Consider the following 17,641-nt stretch of genomic DNA (forward strand, 5'->3'; position numbering starts at 1 on the left):
TCCGCATGTTTGATATCGAAGACATCCGGGCCCAATGGGCCAAGCAGCGGCCCGACATAGACACAGGTCCTATGGGGCTGATTGGCCGGGTGGTGCGTTTGTCCGCCCTGTTCAACGACGAGATGGGCAAAACCTTTGCCAAACACGGGCTCAACTTTGCCAGCTTTGACGTTCTGGCCACGCTCCTGCGGTCGGGCCCGCCCCATGCGCTGTCACCGAACCAACTGCTGGCAACGATGATGGTCACCTCGGGCACCATGACCAACCGCATCGACCAGCTTGAAAAGGAAGGTCTGGTGGCGCGCGTCCCAAACCCCGTGGACAAGCGCAGCATCCGTGTGCAGCTGACTCCGCGCGGCAAGGAGAAAATCGATGCCGCCATCACCGATCACGTGGTGGTTCAGAAACAACTGGTCCAGGCCCTGTCACCCAGCGATCAGTCCACATTAAACCAACTCATGGACCAAGCGCTCCTGTCCCTAGCAGAGCCGGATTAATCAGCGCCTTGCCGCGCCCAACACCTTATCCACAGGATATCCAGATTGCGCGTTCCGCAGCGCTTGGGGTACAACATCAGCCCAGAGGCACGGCAGGCGGGACAGCACAGCATGAACGAGATCAGATCATTTGACGGCGACGCGCCGCTGCCCGCTCCAATGGGCGAAGACACCAGCGGTGCCACCACAAACGAGTTGCCCCATTCTATTGAAGCAGAACAACAGCTTCTGGGCGCGATCCTCACCAATAACGACGTCTACGACCGCATCGCGATGACCATCAACTCGGGCCATTTCTATGACCCGGTCCATGCCCGGATTTTTGAGGTCGCCGCCGCGCGAATCTCCAAAAACGCCCTGGCCTCTCCGGTGACGCTCAAGGCGTTTATGGAGGATGACAACGGCCTGCGCGAATTGGGCGGGGCCGCCTATCTGGTGAAACTCGCCGGCGCCTCGATCTCCTCCTTTGCGGTGCGCGACTATGCGCAGATGATCTATGACCTCGCAATCCGGCGCGAACTGATCGCGCTTGGCAATTCCATCGCCGATCAGGCGCGGCGGGTGAATGTGGCCTCCGAGCCCAAGGAACAGATCGTCGACGCCGAACAGAAGCTCTATTCCCTGGCCGAACAGGGCCAGACCGAAAGCGGGTTCAAATCCTTCCTCAAAGCCGTGACCGAGGCGGTGAATGTCACCAACGAAGCCTATCAGCGCGGCGGCGGCATGGCGGGGATCTCCACCGGGTTGGCCGACCTTGATAAACAACTCGGCGGCCTCCACCCTTCGGATTTGCTGATCCTGGCGGGGCGTCCCTCCATGGGGAAAACCTCGCTGGCGACCAACATCGCCTTTAACGTCGCCAAAGCCTATAAGCGCGGGACCAAGGCCGACGGCAGCGAAGGCGCCGTGGACGGCGGCGTTGTGGGCTTCTTCTCACTCGAGATGTCGGCGGAACAGCTGGCCGGCCGGATCCTGGCTGAGGCGTCCGAGATTTCCAGCCACAAGATCCGCCAGGGCGACATGACCGAGGGTGAGTTCCGCCGGTTTGTGCAGGCCGCCAAGGATCTGGAAAGCTGCCCGCTGTTCATCGACGACACGCCCGCGATCCCGATCTCGCAACTCGCCGCCCGCGCCCGCCGCCTGAAACGGACCCATGGGCTGGACCTTCTGGTGATCGACTACCTGCAGCTCTGCCGCGGCATGTCCGACAACCGCGTGAACGAGATCGCCGAGATCTCGATGGGTATGAAAGCCATCGCCAAGGAACTCAACATCCCCGTCATCGCCCTGTCGCAGCTCTCACGTCAGGTAGAAAGCCGCGACGACAAACGCCCGCAGCTCTCGGACCTGCGCGAATCCGGCTCGATCGAACAGGACGCCGACGTGGTGATGTTCGTCTTCCGTGAGGAATATTATAAAGAGCGTGAAAAACCCGGCGATCACGAGTTGGACAAGATGGAAGAGTGGAAGGTCGCGATGGAACGCCTCCACGCCAAGGCCGAAGTTATCGTGGGCAAACAACGCCACGGCCCCATCGGCACGGTTGAACTCTCGTTCGAAGCCCAATTCACCCGCTTCGGCAACCTCGCCAAAGCCTGGCAGCAGGAGCCTGAGGGGTATTGATTGCTATGATCGGCCATCTCATGATGGCCCTTCCTTTGGCGTTTCTCTTTTACGTTTTTATCGTTTACGTTCGATGGCAAAACTCCACTGAGACAGACCAGTCCTTTGCACAAGACTATTGGTACAGCGACAAGAACCCTCTAAGAAGGACATGGTGGCCGGTCCTTGCTGTGGTGTTTTAAATCATCGCAGCTCTGTATCTCGCTCTATTTGTTTCGACACCAGACTTGTGCAGTGGAGCCAAGTGCCCCCCCCAAAAAACACCCTGCGAACGCAGGGCATCTTAATGAGACCGCAAAGCGGACTTAAGCACTCTTACGCCGCGCACGTAGAACTCCGAAGCCGGCCAAACCAGCCAGCATCAGCGGCAAACCCGCCGGTAATGGGATTGGGGACGGCGGAAGCGGTTCTATCTCAACGCCTGAATTGAAATTATCGAAACCAAGCCCGAAGAAACCGATCGTGGGAGCTCTGTTGCTGCGTCCCTCGAACTCTACCCGCAGAATTTCAGCCGCCCCGTGATCATAGTTTACGGTTGTCGCAACGCCATTTCCGGTGTTAGGCGAGCTCGCGCTGAGAAGAATCGTGTTCAACAGATTACCGCCGGTAACAGCGTCATAAAATCTGATTTCAAATGTTTCCGAGAAGTCCAAGTCCAGGATATCTGCAGAGATAAAGGACGACGCCACACTGTATTCCGCCACCAGAATGGGGTTTCTTAACCCCCCAGACCCAAGACCATCGTCGGTCAAAAAGAAATTTCCAATTTGGGCTGCGCTTCCAGGGGCAATTGTATCCCCGCCACCACCAAAACCACCGAATGCAGTTCCAGGCCCTCCGACCTCGGCCAAAACGGGTCCTTGCGCAAGCGCGCTTCCTGTTGACCCGTCGATCAACCCAAAAGTCACGCCTGCCGTAGCTGCGAATTGATTGGTAATTTCTAACCCATCTACAGGTGGCATCCCTGCAATGTCTTCAAAGGTTATCGATGCGGCGGAAGCTGAGGTCGCGAACATTAAGGAAGCAAAAGAAATCGCTGCGGCTTGTGTCTTCATATTATGTTTTCCGTATACTACAAAGTGGGAAACAAACTTAAAATCAATAAACACCCCAGGCACGCCTCCAGATATTTTCTAGACGCTTGCCTATTGGCAGATTCATCTCGCGCGAGCACGTTGCAGATTTATCTCGCGCGACCGTAGAATTTACAAGGGGAAAGTTCACTTTCAGCTAAACTTGATCAATTTCTGGATTTTGAGTGTTTAAATCTCTCATCGTCCTTCGGACATAGGGCATGTTCTCTCGCCGCTATTTGAACTTGCCGTTTTGACCGGACGCCACACAAATCCCCGCTCAACCCGCGCGCGCGGAACTTTCCCACTTGACCCGAGCGTGCGGCAAGCCTGGAACAGCGCATGAGTACGGCAAAACAACCCGTCGATCCGGACGCGCTGGTCCTTCCTCTCGGGCCATTACCCTCAGATCAAAACCCGGGAACAAAGCCTGCAACCAATGTTTCAACACCAAAAAACACCCTGACGCCCCAGAAGGATCAAACGCTGCCCAAGGGTTGCGTCAGGAATGTTACAAGCGGACCTCTCCGGGCGAATGCGGCCAGGCTACGGAGTAAACACCCGCACGATGGGCACGCCGTCCAGAATTTCGTAAAGGCTGGGCGTATGGGCTTGCTGGTTAAACTGCCCGTTTTGAAGACCATTGCCGATGAGCTGCACAATCTCTGGCGAGCCTGCGAATTTGGAATGTGTACCGGCGGCAGAATCGTCAACCGCGCTCAGGTCCAGCACATCAACGCCCAGCCCAGCGAGGTCCGATGCATCCGCATTGCCAACCCTGTTCACCCCGCCTGACACCCGCTGCGAAATCCGCAAGGCTTTGTCATCCTTAGAAATCATTAGATAGATGTCTTTGTCAGCTTCATCCAAATAAGAAAGCTGCGCTTGGAACAGGTTCAGGTCAATGTCTGGAGAGGCAAGGATAATACCGCGCGGACGTACATTTGAATCATAGAGCCCATTCAGCTTGGCGTGGACGATAGCTTCCATGGTCAAAAACGTGCCCATGGAGTGGGCAAAAACATTGACCCCTTCCGCATTTGTCGTGCGCAGGATCCGCGATGCCTCCAGCAGTTTGGGGCGCGCCACCAGCGCACTGTTGATGTCATAGACATAGCGGGAGATCTGATTTGCTGAAGCCCAGGAAAACAACACAGGAACGCCCTGGAAATCCGTATCCTCGACAAACTGAGCAAGACGCAGGATCGCATCGCTCATTGAGGTGTTGTAACCGTGGACAAAGAAAAGCAACTGGCGTTGCCCGGCAGGTTTTTTGGCCAAAGCCGCGTCGACGCGGCTGGCAAAGATCCGGCTGTCTTCATAGACCATAGGCGACACCACGGCAAATTCCTTACGTGGGTCCGGTGGCAGGCGCTTTGGGCGTTCAATCTCGCCCGAGACATGGGTCGGCGGAATGGTGACCTCCACCGAGGCAAAGCCCAATTCGGGTGCGCGGTCTGGCCCGTAAAACACGCCTTCGGCCTCACTTGCCTCACGTGTGGTCATAATGAAGATGCTTTGGCGATCAACCGCAGGGACGCTCAGCGCCGGAGTTTCAAGATTATCAACCCCAACCAGATCCGGTGCTTTGCTACAGGACGCGGCCCCAAAGCCAATAACGACGGCCATAAAAAGCTTTAGATGTAAACGCAAAGGAATATCCTGTCCTTTTAATAGTCACTGAAAACATACCCGGCGTTTTTTGCCGAGATTTGACTCGCACTTCACTATGCTTCGCGCGCCACAATGCGGTCAACAAAACGGTCTCTATCGATTAAAAATAATCCAGAGGCTCAAACCTCCATCGCCACTCTGAGAGATTTGATGAGGATCCGTGCAACTCTGGAAGAGGTCATGCTGATCAGCCCCACCTGCGTCGTCCAATTAGACTGTTGGTGCATGATTGGCCTTGATCCATCCTGCACGGCGTGAGCGACAAATTCTGGGCTGTTGTCCAAACGAATGACCGGTGGGAGACCGCGTAAAGTGAACACGTCGCTTAACGTTATCGATGATGTGGAGAGGGCCAAGCGCCTTTCCGTTTTCCGGGTAAATGATCCACCGGATCACGTCCTGTTCCTTGCAACTCAGTTCGGCAATGCACAAAGTCCTACGATCAAACATGGTTTCTATGCTCAGGCCAAAGCCGGACACGCGTCCCATCCATTGCCCGGCAGCGGTTTGCAGAGCAAACCATGAGAGAGGGTCAGCCAGGATCGCCCTTTTTAGGGTATTTCATTGGTACTTTCAGGATGGTCGGGAAAACAGTACCCCAGACTGTTTTCTGATCCTCCGCGCGCTCGTTGCCTCAGCATTTCGACCCGCTTGTCATTCACATGCCAGCCTGCATCCCTCAGCAGCGCTGCGGTCCGACGGTAATCGTATTGGCCAAATTGCCGAGTAAGATCGATCACGTCGGCCACCCACCGCTCTTCATCTGCGCGACCATTTGGCAGCCTTCGCTGTGTTGATCGGTTCAGCTTGCTCAAAGTCGGATCCGATACTGTCTTTCTCAACCATTCGCTGTCCCGCCTGACAATCGATCCCCCAAATCGTTTACTTGACCGGCGCTAATTCTGAAGGTGTTTCAGTACTTTTGATTAATCCCCTACCTCCAATTCCGATTTACTTGTTTGGCGGGGAAACGCCTCACCGGGGTCTTTTCTTGTCCGCCTGCACTCCAGCAATAATAGGTTTGTTCAGTCACACCGATCTGCAGGATCGCATCCGGACGCGGCTTGCCTTGCTCCGTCAGAACCTCAAACTGCCGTAACTTCGTGACAATTTTCTCTGGCCTGGAGCGCTTGTCTGCCATGGTCTTGCTCCGTTTTCCTAAACATCGCAGAGGAGCACGTCTGGGGGGAAGGATCACAAATCCCCGCGCAACATGCGCCTGCAATACTTTCCCACTTGACCTGTCCGGCGCAGATGTCATGAACGGCGCATGAGTACGGCAAAATTGACAATCGATCTGGACGCGCTGGTCACCAACTGGCGGTCTTTGGATGCAAAAACCAATTGCGAGACCGCTGCGGTGGTCAAGGCCAACGGCTATGGGCTGGATGTGACCCGCGTGGGCAAGGCTTTGGCAGCAGCGGGCGCGCGCAATTTCTTTGTGGCGGCGGCTGAGGAAGGCGTGATCCTGCGCCGCGCTTTGGGGGCTGGCCCCGGTATTTCGGTGTTCTCGGGCCATATGGACGGCGACACCAAGCTCTTGCAAGAGTTTCAGCTGACCCCGATGGTCAATTCGCTGGATCAGCTCTTGCGCCATTTCGAACATCTGCCCGGCCATCCCTTTGGGGTGCAGCTGGACACCGGCATGAACCGTCTGGGCATGGAGCCTGCGGAATGGGGCGCGGTGCGCGATATCGCGCTGGGTCAGGGTCCGGTTCTGTTGATGTCGCATCTGGCCTGCGCCGATGAACCCGGCCATGGGATGAACGCCCATCAGCTAAAGATGTTCCGCGACATGACCGACGGCATCGAAGTGCCCCGGTCGCTCTCGGCCACCGGCGGGCTGTTGCTGGGGCCCGACTATCACTTTGACCTATGTCGTCCGGGCATCGGCCTTTATGGCGGCCTGCCCTTTGCCCAGGCGATGCCCGTGGTGCGCTTGGACCTGCCCGTCATTCAGACCCGCGATCTGGTGCCTGGAGAAACCGTGGGCTATGGCAATATGTGGACCGCCCAGCGCCCGACCCGCATTGCCACCGTCGCCGCCGGCTATGCCGATGGTCTGATCCGCGCGATGGGCAATCTGGATATGGGCGCTGGCGGCATTCAAGTCTTTGCCGAGGCCACGCCCTGCCCCGTCGTGGGCCGCGTCTCGATGGATCTAATCACCGTGGATGTCACCGATATTGCCGAGGTGCCCGCCAGCCTGTCGCTGATCAATGAGGTCCAGACCGTGGATGTGGTGGCAGATGCCGCAGGCACCATCGGATATGAGATCCTGACGTCGCTGGGTCACCGCTACGCCCGGACCTACAAAGGTTAAATCCCCCCATGTCGCCTGCTCTCCTTCTCGCGCAGCTTGGTCGCGCGGTGCTCTCGACGCTGGCCTCGGTGGGGCGTGTGTCGCGCTTTGCCGCCTCCAGCTTCAGCCACATGCTGCGCCCGCCCTTTTACCCGCGCGAGTTTCTTCTGGCGCTGCTGCAGGTGGGCTGGCTGTCCCTGCCGGTGGTTGGCCTCACCGCGATTTTCACCGGCGGCGCGCTGGCGCTGCAGATCTATTCCGGCGGCGCGCGGTTCAACGCCGAAGCGGTGGTGCCCCAGATCGTCGCCATCGGTATGGTGCGTGAACTCGGCCCCGTGCTTGCAGGCCTGATGATTGCCGCCCGCGTGACCTCATCGATTGCAGCCGAAATCGCCACCATGAAAGTGACCGAGCAGATCGACGCCCTGGTGACGCTCTCGACCAACCCGATGAAATACCTGGTCGCGCCCCGCGTGCTGGCAGCGCTGCTGACCGTGCCGCTGCTGGTGGGCGTGGGCGACATCATCGGCATCATGGGCGGCTATGTGGTGGCCACGCAGAACCTCGGCTTTAACCCCGCCGCCTATCTGAAAAACACTGTCGATTTCCTCGAATGGCTCGACATCATGTCCTCGCTTACCAAGGGTGCTGCCTTTGGCGTCATCGCCGCCCTGATGGGCTGCTATTACGGTATGCAATCGGGCCGCGGAGCGCAAGGCGTGGGCCGCGCTACCAAATCCTCGGTCGAAGCCGCAGCCGTGCTGATCCTCGCCGCCAATTTCGTACTCACAGGGATGTTCTTCTCGCTATGATCCGTCTGGAAAACGTCCACAAAACTTTTGGCGACAATCAGGTGCTGCGCGGCTTTGATCTTGAGATCGCAAAAGGCACCTCAATGGTGATCATCGGCGGCTCCGGCACCGGGAAATCCGTGTCGCTGAAATGTGTCCTGGGCCTGATCACCCCCGACAGCGGCAAGATCCTAGTGGACGGTCAGGACGTGACCAAAGCCGACCGCGACGCTTTCCTTGCACGCTTTGGCATGTTGTTCCAGGGCGCGGCACTCTTTGACTCCCTACCCGTCTGGCAAAACGTGGCCTTCCGCCTGCTGCGCGGCTCCCTCGCCCGCCCGCGTGACGAGGCCCGCGAGATCGCCATTGAAAAACTCCGCCGTGTGGGTCTGAAACCGGACGTCGCCGACCGGTTTCCGGCGGAGCTTTCCGGCGGCATGCAAAAACGCGTGGGCCTTGCCCGCGCCATCGCCGCCGAGCCCGAGATCATCTTTTTCGATGAGCCCACTACCGGGCTGGACCCAATCATGTCCGGGGTCATCAATGACCTTATCCGCGAGATCGTGGTCGAAATGGGCGCCACCGCCATGACCATCACCCACGACATGACCTCGGTGCGCGCAATTGCCGACAATGTTGCCATGCTCCACGGAGGCAAAATCCGCTGGACCGGCCCGGTGGCAGAAATGGATGCATCCGGAGACCCTTACGTGGAGCAATTCATCTCCGGCAGCGCAGAGGGGCCGATTGAAGCGGTGCGGTAGATGACAATGGGCCTCTTCTTCGCGTTCCTCTGGAGCCCTTTGTTTTTTATCTTGCTGTACTTCATCGTGCTTGAAAAGATCCCTCATAAGGGCTCGGCTCAACGGTCTTTTGTCACAAAAGCCCTCTGGCCTTTGCTGACGCTCTGCTTCTACTACATTCTCGTCATCGACCCAATGCCGCACTTTTTTGGGCTACCCGGCTTTCTTCTCATGGCACTCATAACTGCCTGCTACGTCCGCGGCACAATTGAACTGCTGAGATTACTTCAGAAGGGATATGCAAAGAAACGCATTGTTCTGGCGCTTTGTTTGTGGGGAATTTCAATTATCCCTTATAGTTATATGGCGTTTGTGAGTGTCAGGCACGGTGGCTTAACCTGGCCTTAAGATAAGAAACGCATGGCGCACCTCATTGAGGTCGGCCCGTCACTGTTGCCACACTGATGTACCCGGTGGTACGTGTCGGTGACAAAGTTTGAGACTGAATTGAACGACACCATCCATGAAAATCTAGCGCGCTTGGCGACGCACTCTTCGGTTTCTTTTTCTGAAACAAGCTTAAGGCCAACGCCCGACCGCGGGTGGGCGTAAAGCGCCCGCCCATGGGGGCGGTCGGGCGCTGGCCGGGCCGCAAGCGACCCAGCCGGAACAAACCGCACGCTTTGCGACAGCCTGCGCAAAACGACGCGAATTGAAAGCCTCCGCGCAAAGCACACGAAGCACTCATCCACTTCTGTATTATGGAACCGGTCTTGGGGCTCCGCCCGTTCGGACCTTAAACTGTCCCCCGGACAGTTTATCCCTGCGGGAACCGGTCCTCACTGTTGCACACCCCCCGTACGCCCCACTTGCCCGGCGTTAACTGCGCTCCGCTACACTGCCAAACGTTCGAGCACCCGCCGTAGATCTGGCACATCCACGGCACATATGAAGACCCCAAGGAGATACGGGCGGCCGCGCACAGCCACAGACCACCTTTTGACCGGGTTAAAGACCCCGTGACCAGGTGCAGGCCCCGCGCGGCACCCAGATGCGCTCTGACCCGGGGAGAGATCCCCCACCCGGCCCTCCGCCCCCCGGCGGCCGCCACCTTTATGATTGCCCACCCCGCCCTGCTTTCATCTTTTTACAAATACTCACAGAGCCAAGGCAGGCCGCACAGCACCGCGCTCCAGAATTCCCCCGGCGCCCGCCCCAGGGTTGATCGGGCCAAACGCCGTGCCCACATTTTAGTCACGAACAGTTTTGCACCAACCCCACCCCCATGATAGATGCGCCTATATGATCCTGCGATGTGCCACCCTCTCCCTCCTCATCCTCTACCCCATCGCCTGGTTCGCCCCCCTGGTGCGCGCGGGGCTGTTGCCAATCTTTGGCCTCTCGGAGATCAGCGTCATAACCGGGCTGCAATCCCTCTGGAGCAAGGATGTGTTCCTTGCCCTCATCGTCACGCTTTTTGCGCTTTTTGCGCCCTATGTAAAAACCATCGGCCTTGCGCTGGTGCAATGGCACTTGCTGGACCGCCGCACCCTGCCGGTGCTACACGCCTTGGGCAAACTGGCGATGGCTGATACCTTCCTGATCGCGCTCTACATCACCCTGGCCAAAGGGATCGGCATGGGCACGCTTGAGACCGCCTGGGGGCTCTACCTCTTTACTGCTTGCATTTTGATGTCCCTGGCTCTGTCCCTCTTTACAGAAAAATCGCTCCCGCCTGAACCGAGGTCACAATAGGGGGCGCTGCCCCCTCGGGCTTGCGCCCTCACCCCCGAAGTATTTTTAGAAAGATGAAATGGACGACTGGCGCAACCGCGCCGCGTCAGCGGCGCCCGGCCCAACAGGAACAGATCATCTTTTGATGATCGCATGACTGGCGGGAGCCTTTGCCCCTTGAACAAAACCTGAACATCAGGCAGACAAACATCATGGCAAAGACATCTTTTTCTTGCTCCGCCTGCGGGGCCTCCTTTTCCAAGTGGTCCGGTCGCTGTGAGGCTTGTGGCGAGTGGAACACCATTAGCGAGGACAAGGGCCTGGCCGCTGGAGGCCCCGCCAAAAAGTCGCTCGGGGCCAAACGTGGCCGCGCGGTGACGCTGACAGATCTCGCCGCGCATGAGGCGCCGCCGCCGCGCACGGAATGTGGTGTGGGTGAGCTGGACCGGGTTCTGGGCGGTGGCCTTGTTCCCGCCTCTGCCATTCTGGTGGGCGGCGATCCTGGGATCGGTAAATCCACGCTTTTGTTGCAGGCGGCGGCGCAATTTGCCCATTGTGGGCTCAAGACGATTTATGTCAGCGGCGAAGAAGCCTCGGCCCAGGTGCGCATGCGCGCGCAACGTCTGGGTCTGGCCAAAGCGCCGGTCAAACTGGCGGCGGAAACCAATCTGCGCGACATTCTGACAACCCTCGAACAGGAAGCGCCGCAGCTGGTTATCATTGATTCGATCCAGACCATGTGGGTCGACAATGTGGACAGCGCGCCAGGCTCTGTTTCTCAGGTGCGCGCAGTCGCACATGAGCTGACCAGTTTTGCCAAACGCAACGGCATTTCTGTCATTATGGTCGGCCATGTCACCAAAGAAGGCCAGATCGCAGGCCCCCGCGTGGTCGAACATATGGTCGACACGGTTTTATACTTTGAAGGCGAGCGCGGCCATCAGTTCCGGATCTTGCGCGCGGTGAAGAACCGTTTTGGTCCAGCGGATGAGATCGGCGTCTTTGAGATGACCGGTCAGGGCTTGGCTGAAGTTATCAACCCCTCGGCCCTGTTTTTGTCCGAACGCGGTCAACCGGCGCCGGGATCGGTGGTTTTTGCGGGCATCGAAGGCACCCGGCCCGTCCTGGTCGAGATGCAGGCCCTGGTCGCACCGTCGCCCCATTCGCAGCCGCGCCGAGCTGTGGTGGGTTGGGACAATGCGCGGCTGGCGATGATTCTTGCGGTTCTGGAAGCGCGCTGTGGCATCCCCTTTGCGGGCTTGGATGTCTATTTAAACGTGGCCGGTGGTATGAAAATTCAGGAGCCTGCGGCCGACCTTGCGGTCGCTGCCGCCTTGCTCAGCGCTCGCGAAGATGTGTCTTTACCCGCCGATACCGTGATTTTTGGGGAAATTTCCCTGTCAGGTGCCCTTCGCCCGGCCCCTCAGACCGAAAACCGGTTGAAAGAAGCCCAAAAACTTGGTTTCACCGCAGGCATAGCTCCAAGTGGTGGCAAATCAGTTTCGGTCGAGGGTCTGACCTTGCGCAATGCAAGTGACCTCACCGGGTTTGTCGGCGCGTATTTTGGGGCGGGATAGACCGCAGTATTCATTCGCGCAAGAACAGGCGAGGCACATGGAAGATTTCACCATAGTCGACGGGGTGGTTGCCCTTGTAATTGTAATTTCTGCTTTGCTTGCCTATTCGCGCGGATTTGTGCGCGAAGCTATGGCCATTGCGGGTTGGATTGCCGCTGCTGTGCTGGCCTTTATCTTTGCCCCCCAAGCGGAACCGCTGATGGCAGAGATCCCGGTGGTGGGCGAGTTCCTGGCCGACAGTTGTGAATTGGCGCTGATTGCCGGTTTCTTTGCCGTGCTGGCAATCGCGCTGATTATCGTCTCTTTCTTTACACCGCTGTTCTCCTCCTTGGTGCAACGCTCGGCGCTTGGTGGGATCGATCAGGGGGCTGGCTTTTTCTTTGGGGTGCTGCGCGGCATCCTTTTGGTGGCCATCGCCTTCTTCCTTTATAATGTGGTGATGACCGGGCAGAGCTTTGCGATGGTCGATGACAGCCGTTCGGCTGTGGTGTTTGAACGCCTCATTGGTCAGATCGAAGATCGCAACCCCGAAGATGCGCTGGGTTGGGTCACCGGCAAATACGAGAGCCTGATGGGGCATTGCGAACAGTAAGCCATCGCATGGGTTTCGACCGAAGACTTACGTGGATTTACGGGCGCTCTTTTGAGCGCCCTTTTTCTTGGGAGCCACGCCCACAAGAGGCATACACAAGTTTATCCACAGAGGCTGTTAACGAGTCTTAAGCCCCGCAAACAAAATTAACCCATTGTTAACATTTGAGAATCAAAAGACTTAGGATTCTCTATCCACAAGTCAAATCCGGCTCAGCTGGTTAACAAATCCACGTCAGAGCGCGGCAAAGGTTAACAAATCCTAGGAAAATCACGCCATTTTCACATAAATCTGAACAATTTCTACCTCTGCCCCAAGCTTGCCCCAATTTAGGCCCAATTCGAAGGCCACATAAGCTCAACACAAAACGAGCACGAGCAGGCAAAGGGGACATCACATGTTTCTGGATCATTTCAGCGCTTTCGCGAACTACCAACCGGTTGAATTCGTGGCGGATTTGCCGTCTTCCTTTGAAGGCGCCGTGCCGCGCAACACCCACCGTCCCCGCGCGGGTGGTCTGCTGCCGCATACTGTGATTGAGACCGAAGCAGGCTTTGTTCAGGCCCGTGATCTGAAATCCGGTGACATGGTGTTCACGTTTGACGGAGGCTCCCAAAAAGTCATCGCCGTTAAGCATTCGGTGCCCCGCCTGACCCCGATGATGCATGTGCCTGCCGGTGCTTTGGGCAATGAACGCGCAATGGATCTGCCTGCGGATCAGATGATCGCGTTGGACGAAGCCACCGCAGACCGTCTGTTTGACGTGCCTGTGGTGCTGGCGAAACTGGTCTCTTTGGCGGGCTACAATGGCATCACCCCAGCCATGCCGCAGCGTCTGGCCCGCATTCACATCACCTTTGAAGAAGAAGAGCTGATCTGGGGCGAAGGTGGCATGCTGATGCATGTGGCTGATACCGACGCCGAAGACAGCGCCTTTTGGACCCTGTCGCTGAGCGAAAGCCGGGCGCTGGTTGCCTCTTCCCAAGACCGCGTTCTGCCGCAACCTTCCGAGATTGTGCGGAACGCGCAGGAAAGCTCTGTGTTGCCTGCATGGCTGCAGCAGCTGAAGATCGCCACACCCTTTGGCCTGGCCGCCTGATCACAGTTTTGCCACCGGACAAGCAACAGGCCAAAGAGCAGGCCAAAACAACAGGCGTTTGTGCAGGCTTACCCGGAAACCCCGGTGTGAGCCTTTTTCATTTGTGATCCTTTGATGACAGCAGCCGCCAATCGTTCTATGTGGGGGCCTGTTAGCTTTATTGGGATTCGGAGCCACACCCCTTGCCGATGCTATGGTTGCAGCCGCCCTGCGCGATGACTTCTGGTTCTGTGCGGAACCCAAGGGCCTCGAACCAGCAGCCTGGCATTGACCTTACACAGAGTTTTACCGCTACAGGCTTGGACAATTGTGCAAGCATGGGATAAGCGCGGGTCCGTGGCTGGACAAGACCGTAAAGTAACACAACTGAACATCAACGCCGAAGTGGAAATGGAGCCATTCTATGTGCGGGATTTTGGGAATCGCAAACCGGGACTCGGATGTCTTTGCGGAGATCTATGATGGTTTGCTGATGCTTCAGCACCGGGGCCAAGACGCCTCGGGCATTGTGACTTACACGGGGGAATTCTTCCGTGAGCGCAAGGAAAACGGTCTGGTCAAAGACGTCTTTGGACCACAAGACGCTGAGACATTGGTGGGCACAATTGGCATGGGCCATGTGCGCTACCCCACGGCAGGCTCCCTCTCTGCCGCCGAGGCGCAGCCGTTTTTTGTCAACGCGCCGTATGGGATCTATTTGGTTCATAACGGCAATATCACCAATACCGCCGAGCAGCGCGAAAAGGTCACCGGCAAATACAGCCGTCATCTGCGCACCACCTCGGATTCTGAAATCCTGCTAAACGTTCTGGCCGACAAGGTGGCCGACGCGATCAAGGTGAACGGCAATGCCGATCCGATCCGCAACATCCTGGCCGGGGCCAAAATGACCATGGAGCGGGTGCAAGGTGCCTATTCCGTGATCTGCATGATCGCAGGCGTGGGCATGCTGGCGTTCCGCGATCCTTACGGCATCCGCCCGCTGTCTGTGGCCAAACGCGCCGCAAAAGGGGACGGCGATGACTATGCCTTTGCGTCCGAGGATGTGGCCTTTGGCATCAACGGGTTTGAAAAGATCCGCGACGTGAAACCGGGCGAAGCGCTGTTGGTGGATCTGGACGGAAACCTGCATGAATTTCAGGCGGTTGAGGGACGGTTGAACCCCTGTATCTTTGAATATGTCTATCTGGCGCGCCCCGATACCATGCTGGACGGCGTCTCGGTCTATAAAACCCAGCTGCGGATGGGTCAGGCTTTGGCGCAACAGATCAAAGAGTCGGGGCTTGAGATCGACAGCATCATCCCGGTGCCGGATTCAGCCCGTCCTGTGGCGCTGGAAGTGGCCAATGCAACCGGCATCCGTTACCGCGAAGGCCTGGTCAAAAACCGCTATGTCGGTCGGACCTTTATTATGCCCGGCCAGCAAGAGCGAAAGAAATCGGTGCGGCGCAAGCTCAATGCAATTCCGTTGGAGTTCAAAGGCTTGAACGTGCTTCTGATCGACGATTCCATCGTGCGCGGCAATACCATCAAAAAGATCGTGGAAATGTGCCGCGATGCGGGTGCGAAAAAGGTCTATATTGCTTCGGCCTCGCCGCCAGTGAAATACCCGAACGTCTATGGCATCGACATGCCCACCAAACATGAGCTGATCGCCAATGGTCTGGGTGTGGATGAGATCCGCCAAGAGCTGGGCGCGGATGCGCTGTTTTATCAGAACCTGGATGATCTGGTCTGGGCCGCCAAAGAAGGCAACCCGGATATCGAGGGCTTTGACTGCTCTTGTTTCAACGGGGAATACGTCACCGGCGTCACACAGGATTATCTGGATGCGCTGGAAAACAGCAGCCGCGTCAGCGCCAAGATCAAGGATATGCCCGCAGCCGGCAGTTCCTGGAACCAGGACCAAGCCGCCTCAAACTGAGCGCGGCGCAAGGCTGCTCTGCAAAACTAGGGTTTGAACTCCCTTAGTTTGCAGAGTAAGAGGCCCGTCATCATCAGTAGACCCAAGACGCTGATCCTTTGTGTCAGCGTCTTTTTCTTTGTGCCCAAGGGCAGGATTGGAACGCCATTTTGGACCCTCATTTCGCGCGGCTTTTGTCGTCTCAGCGCATCTGCAAATGCTGCGGCGCAACGTTTGCGCAGCTGTTGAGCCTGTCGTGCGACCGGCCTGACATCTGCAGCGAAGATCTGGTGGTGCAGGACAATTCGGCCATCCTGACCGAACGCGGCGATGTGCTGACCGAGGATTTCTGCCGTCTGGGGGATCTGCATTTCCTGCGCGTGGTTCTGGGCCTGCCGATACAGGGCGCGGGTGGAGTGGAGTTTATTCTGGGCACCTGGGCCAGCGTCGCGCCAGAGGTGTTTGACGAATACCTGTCGCTGTTTGACGTGCGCGAGACAGAGGCGATGGGGCCCAAACCCGCCTGGCTTGCCAATGCGTTGCCCCTGTCCGATGGGGCACCACCCGCGGGCCGCATCCGCCCCCGCGCCGATGGGCAATATCCGGATCTCGACATCGTCGAAACCGCGCACCCCCTGTATGAGCTGCAATCGCGGGGGCTTGAGTTCGAGGAAGTGCTTGAGATGCTTTATGCCTATGGCCACGACCTGCCCTCGCTGCTTTATGATGCGTGATCCTGCATTGGGTCCCGGGCGCTGAATTCAAGGGCCGCCCCCTCGTGACAGGCTGTGACAAGACGCGCGCCAGCGCGATTTTGCCCAAGCCTGTTGGGGCCACAGGCAAAACTCTGCGTCCGTTGCCGTCTGAGCCCCAACCACAGTTTTCCCTCAAATCACATTCTGATAGCAGCCCCCGTCGCTGGCGCGTTTTGCGCCAGCCCCAACACCTATAGACAGGCACAACACCTCATGGGCTCAAACGCCGCAACTGCAAAAACCCCCGACCATGTCGCACAGACCGCCACCCAGTCCGACGCCCTGCCCGATGGGGGCACGGTTCTGATTGGCATTTTTGGCGCAAAAACCGCCCCCCAGGCCCTGGTGCGCACCGCCAGCGGGCGGGTCAAGCGGATTAAAAACGGCAGCCGCATCGCCGCGTCGCATGTGGTGGCCATCGATGCCGAGGGGCTGATCCTGGAACGCAATGGGCAAACCCGGCGTCTGGCCATGCCCGGCGGTTAGTCGCACCCGCTGCACTGCCCCTTGACCCCTTCGCGCTTGAGGCTCATGAACGCAGCATGACACAAAAGACTGCCGAGATGACCGAACAGACGACCAAACAGAAACTCGCTTTGATCACTGGCGCTTCGCGCGGCCTTGGTGCGGCCCTGGCCGAAGCGCTGGCCCCCACCCATCACATTGTTGCCGTGGCCCGCACCACTGGCGCCCTCGAAGAGCTGGACGACCGGATCCAGTCCAACGGCGGCACGGCGACGCTGGCACCGATGGACATCACGGTGCCCGATGCCATGGCCACGCTCTGCCGCGGTATTCACGACCGCTGGGGCAGCTTGGATCTGTGGGTCCACACCGCCATTCACGCAGCCCCGTTGAGCCCTGCCAATTTTGTCGCTGCCAAAGACTGGGACAAAAGCCTTGAGATCAACGCCAGCGCCACCGCGCGGCTGATCACCTATGTGGCGCCTTTGCTTGGGCAAACAGGCCAGGCCGTGTTCTTTGACGACCCCCGCGCCGGAGAGAAATTCTTTGGCACCTATGGCGCGACCAAGGCGGCGCAGCTGGCGCTGGCGCGCAGCTGGCAGGTCGAAGGCGAACGCACCGGCCCCAAAGTGTCGATCCTGTCCCCCCAGCCGATGTCGACCGCGCTGCGGGCCCGGTTCTTTCCAGGTGAAGACCGCGCCGCCTTGGCCACGCCCCAGGCCGAAGCCACGCGTCTGTTGCCCGAGATTGTGACCAACAGCTGATCCCGGACGCGCCCGCGCCGCGCGCTCGCGCGGCGCTTGGCCCAAGGCA

Annotated in this window: 17 protein-coding genes; 14 read left to right on the forward strand and 3 right to left on the reverse strand. The window is 58.1% G+C overall.

Annotated features, from left to right (window positions below; genetic code table 11):
* Positions 1-5: 5 nt before the first annotated feature.
* Both GFB49_RS03400 and GFB49_RS03405 read left to right on the forward strand, forming a co-directional pair.
* Positions 6-497, forward strand: coding sequence for a MarR family winged helix-turn-helix transcriptional regulator (locus GFB49_RS03400; protein ID WP_153214363.1), 492 nt, complete (start codon positions 6-8; stop codon positions 495-497).
* A gap of 111 nt (positions 498-608) precedes the next feature.
* Complete coding sequence (locus GFB49_RS03405; protein WP_194269248.1) at positions 609-2,120, forward strand: replicative DNA helicase; 1,512 nt, start codon at positions 609-611, stop codon at positions 2,118-2,120.
* 305 nt (positions 2,121-2,425) lie between these two features.
* Here GFB49_RS03405 and GFB49_RS03410 read toward each other — a convergent pair whose 3' ends face one another.
* The 3 genes from GFB49_RS03410 to GFB49_RS03425 form a co-directional block, all read right to left on the reverse strand.
* Positions 2,426-3,229 carry a VPLPA-CTERM sorting domain-containing protein gene (locus GFB49_RS03410; RefSeq protein WP_153214364.1) on the reverse strand — a complete coding sequence of 268 codons (804 nt, stop codon included), beginning with the start codon at positions 3,227-3,229 and terminating at the stop codon, positions 2,426-2,428.
* A 510-nt stretch (positions 3,230-3,739) separates the two neighbouring features.
* Positions 3,740-4,822, reverse strand: a complete 1,083-nt coding sequence (locus GFB49_RS03415; protein WP_153214365.1) for an alpha/beta hydrolase — start codon at positions 4,820-4,822, stop codon at positions 3,740-3,742.
* Positions 4,823-5,801: 979 nt separating this feature from the next.
* Positions 5,802-6,008, reverse strand: a complete 207-nt coding sequence (locus GFB49_RS03425) for a hypothetical protein (protein ID WP_153214367.1) — start codon at positions 6,006-6,008, stop codon at positions 5,802-5,804.
* A gap of 129 nt (positions 6,009-6,137) precedes the next feature.
* Here GFB49_RS03425 and alr point away from each other — a divergent pair, with 129 nt between their 5' ends.
* The 12 genes from alr to GFB49_RS03485 all read left to right on the forward strand — a co-directional run bounded on the left by alr (position 6,138) and on the right by GFB49_RS03485 (position 17,592).
* The gene (alr, locus tag GFB49_RS03430) at positions 6,138-7,190 is read left to right on the forward strand and encodes an alanine racemase (protein ID WP_153214368.1); all 1,053 of its coding nucleotides are present in this window, start codon (positions 6,138-6,140) and stop codon (positions 7,188-7,190) included.
* 8 nt (positions 7,191-7,198) lie between these two features.
* Positions 7,199-7,981 carry an MlaE family ABC transporter permease gene (locus tag GFB49_RS03435; RefSeq protein ID WP_153214369.1) on the forward strand — a complete coding sequence of 261 codons (783 nt, stop codon included), beginning with the start codon at positions 7,199-7,201 and terminating at the stop codon, positions 7,979-7,981.
* Entirely contained in the window at positions 7,978-8,724 is a 747-nt protein-coding gene (locus GFB49_RS03440) for an ABC transporter ATP-binding protein (RefSeq protein WP_153214370.1), read from the forward strand. The genes GFB49_RS03435 and GFB49_RS03440 overlap by 4 nt, the downstream gene beginning before the upstream one ends.
* The gene (locus tag GFB49_RS03445; RefSeq protein ID WP_153214371.1) at positions 8,725-9,111 is read left to right on the forward strand and encodes a hypothetical protein; all 387 of its coding nucleotides are present in this window, start codon (positions 8,725-8,727) and stop codon (positions 9,109-9,111) included.
* A gap of 894 nt (positions 9,112-10,005) precedes the next feature.
* A complete protein-coding gene (locus GFB49_RS03450) occupies positions 10,006-10,458 on the forward strand; it encodes a paraquat-inducible protein A (protein ID WP_153214372.1) in 453 nt (150 codons plus the stop codon).
* Between the two features lie 191 nt (positions 10,459-10,649).
* Positions 10,650-12,014, forward strand: coding sequence for a DNA repair protein RadA (gene radA / locus GFB49_RS03455; RefSeq protein ID WP_153214373.1), 1,365 nt, complete (start codon positions 10,650-10,652; stop codon positions 12,012-12,014).
* 37 nt (positions 12,015-12,051) lie between these two features.
* The gene (locus GFB49_RS03460; RefSeq protein WP_153214374.1) at positions 12,052-12,606 is read left to right on the forward strand and encodes a CvpA family protein; all 555 of its coding nucleotides are present in this window, start codon (positions 12,052-12,054) and stop codon (positions 12,604-12,606) included.
* A 397-nt stretch (positions 12,607-13,003) separates the two neighbouring features.
* The gene (locus GFB49_RS03465; RefSeq protein WP_153214375.1) at positions 13,004-13,705 is read left to right on the forward strand and encodes a Hint domain-containing protein; all 702 of its coding nucleotides are present in this window, start codon (positions 13,004-13,006) and stop codon (positions 13,703-13,705) included.
* A gap of 403 nt (positions 13,706-14,108) precedes the next feature.
* The gene (gene purF / locus GFB49_RS03470; RefSeq protein WP_153214376.1) at positions 14,109-15,629 is read left to right on the forward strand and encodes an amidophosphoribosyltransferase; all 1,521 of its coding nucleotides are present in this window, start codon (positions 14,109-14,111) and stop codon (positions 15,627-15,629) included.
* 149 nt (positions 15,630-15,778) lie between these two features.
* Positions 15,779-16,342 (forward strand): DUF2199 domain-containing protein, encoded by a 564-nt coding sequence (locus GFB49_RS03475; RefSeq protein ID WP_153214377.1) that lies wholly within the window; start codon positions 15,779-15,781, stop codon positions 16,340-16,342.
* Between the two features lie 234 nt (positions 16,343-16,576).
* Positions 16,577-16,849: a hypothetical protein gene (locus tag GFB49_RS03480; protein WP_153214378.1), complete on the forward strand. Its 273-nt coding sequence runs from the start codon at positions 16,577-16,579 to the stop codon at positions 16,847-16,849.
* Between the two features lie 56 nt (positions 16,850-16,905).
* Positions 16,906-17,592: an SDR family NAD(P)-dependent oxidoreductase gene (locus GFB49_RS03485; protein WP_425505179.1), complete on the forward strand. Its 687-nt coding sequence runs from the start codon at positions 16,906-16,908 to the stop codon at positions 17,590-17,592.
* Positions 17,593-17,641: the final 49 nt, after the last annotated feature.

This window comes from Tritonibacter litoralis (genome assembly GCF_009496005.1).
Lineage (GTDB): Bacteria > Pseudomonadota > Alphaproteobacteria > Rhodobacterales > Rhodobacteraceae > Epibacterium > Epibacterium litoralis.

Coding starts and splice junctions, on each gene's coding strand:
- GFB49_RS03400 (WP_153214363.1), top strand. CDS start 6: ATGTTTGATATCGAAGACATCCGGGCCCAATGGGCCAAGCAGCGGCCC.
- GFB49_RS03405 (WP_194269248.1), top strand. CDS start 609: ATGAACGAGATCAGATCATTTGACGGCGACGCGCCGCTGCCCGCTCCA.
- GFB49_RS03415 (WP_153214365.1), bottom strand. CDS start 4,822: ATGGCCGTCGTTATTGGCTTTGGGGCCGCGTCCTGTAGCAAAGCACCG.
- GFB49_RS03425 (WP_153214367.1), bottom strand. CDS start 6,008: ATGGCAGACAAGCGCTCCAGGCCAGAGAAAATTGTCACGAAGTTACGG.
- alr (WP_153214368.1), top strand. CDS start 6,138: ATGAGTACGGCAAAATTGACAATCGATCTGGACGCGCTGGTCACCAAC.
- GFB49_RS03435 (WP_153214369.1), top strand. CDS start 7,199: ATGTCGCCTGCTCTCCTTCTCGCGCAGCTTGGTCGCGCGGTGCTCTCG.
- GFB49_RS03440 (WP_153214370.1), top strand. CDS start 7,978: ATGATCCGTCTGGAAAACGTCCACAAAACTTTTGGCGACAATCAGGTG.
- GFB49_RS03445 (WP_153214371.1), top strand. CDS start 8,725: ATGACAATGGGCCTCTTCTTCGCGTTCCTCTGGAGCCCTTTGTTTTTT.
- GFB49_RS03450 (WP_153214372.1), top strand. CDS start 10,006: ATGATCCTGCGATGTGCCACCCTCTCCCTCCTCATCCTCTACCCCATC.
- radA (WP_153214373.1), top strand. CDS start 10,650: ATGGCAAAGACATCTTTTTCTTGCTCCGCCTGCGGGGCCTCCTTTTCC.
- GFB49_RS03460 (WP_153214374.1), top strand. CDS start 12,052: ATGGAAGATTTCACCATAGTCGACGGGGTGGTTGCCCTTGTAATTGTA.
- GFB49_RS03465 (WP_153214375.1), top strand. CDS start 13,004: ATGTTTCTGGATCATTTCAGCGCTTTCGCGAACTACCAACCGGTTGAA.
- purF (WP_153214376.1), top strand. CDS start 14,109: ATGTGCGGGATTTTGGGAATCGCAAACCGGGACTCGGATGTCTTTGCG.
- GFB49_RS03480 (WP_153214378.1), top strand. CDS start 16,577: ATGGGCTCAAACGCCGCAACTGCAAAAACCCCCGACCATGTCGCACAG.
- GFB49_RS03485 (WP_425505179.1), top strand. CDS start 16,906: ATGACACAAAAGACTGCCGAGATGACCGAACAGACGACCAAACAGAAA.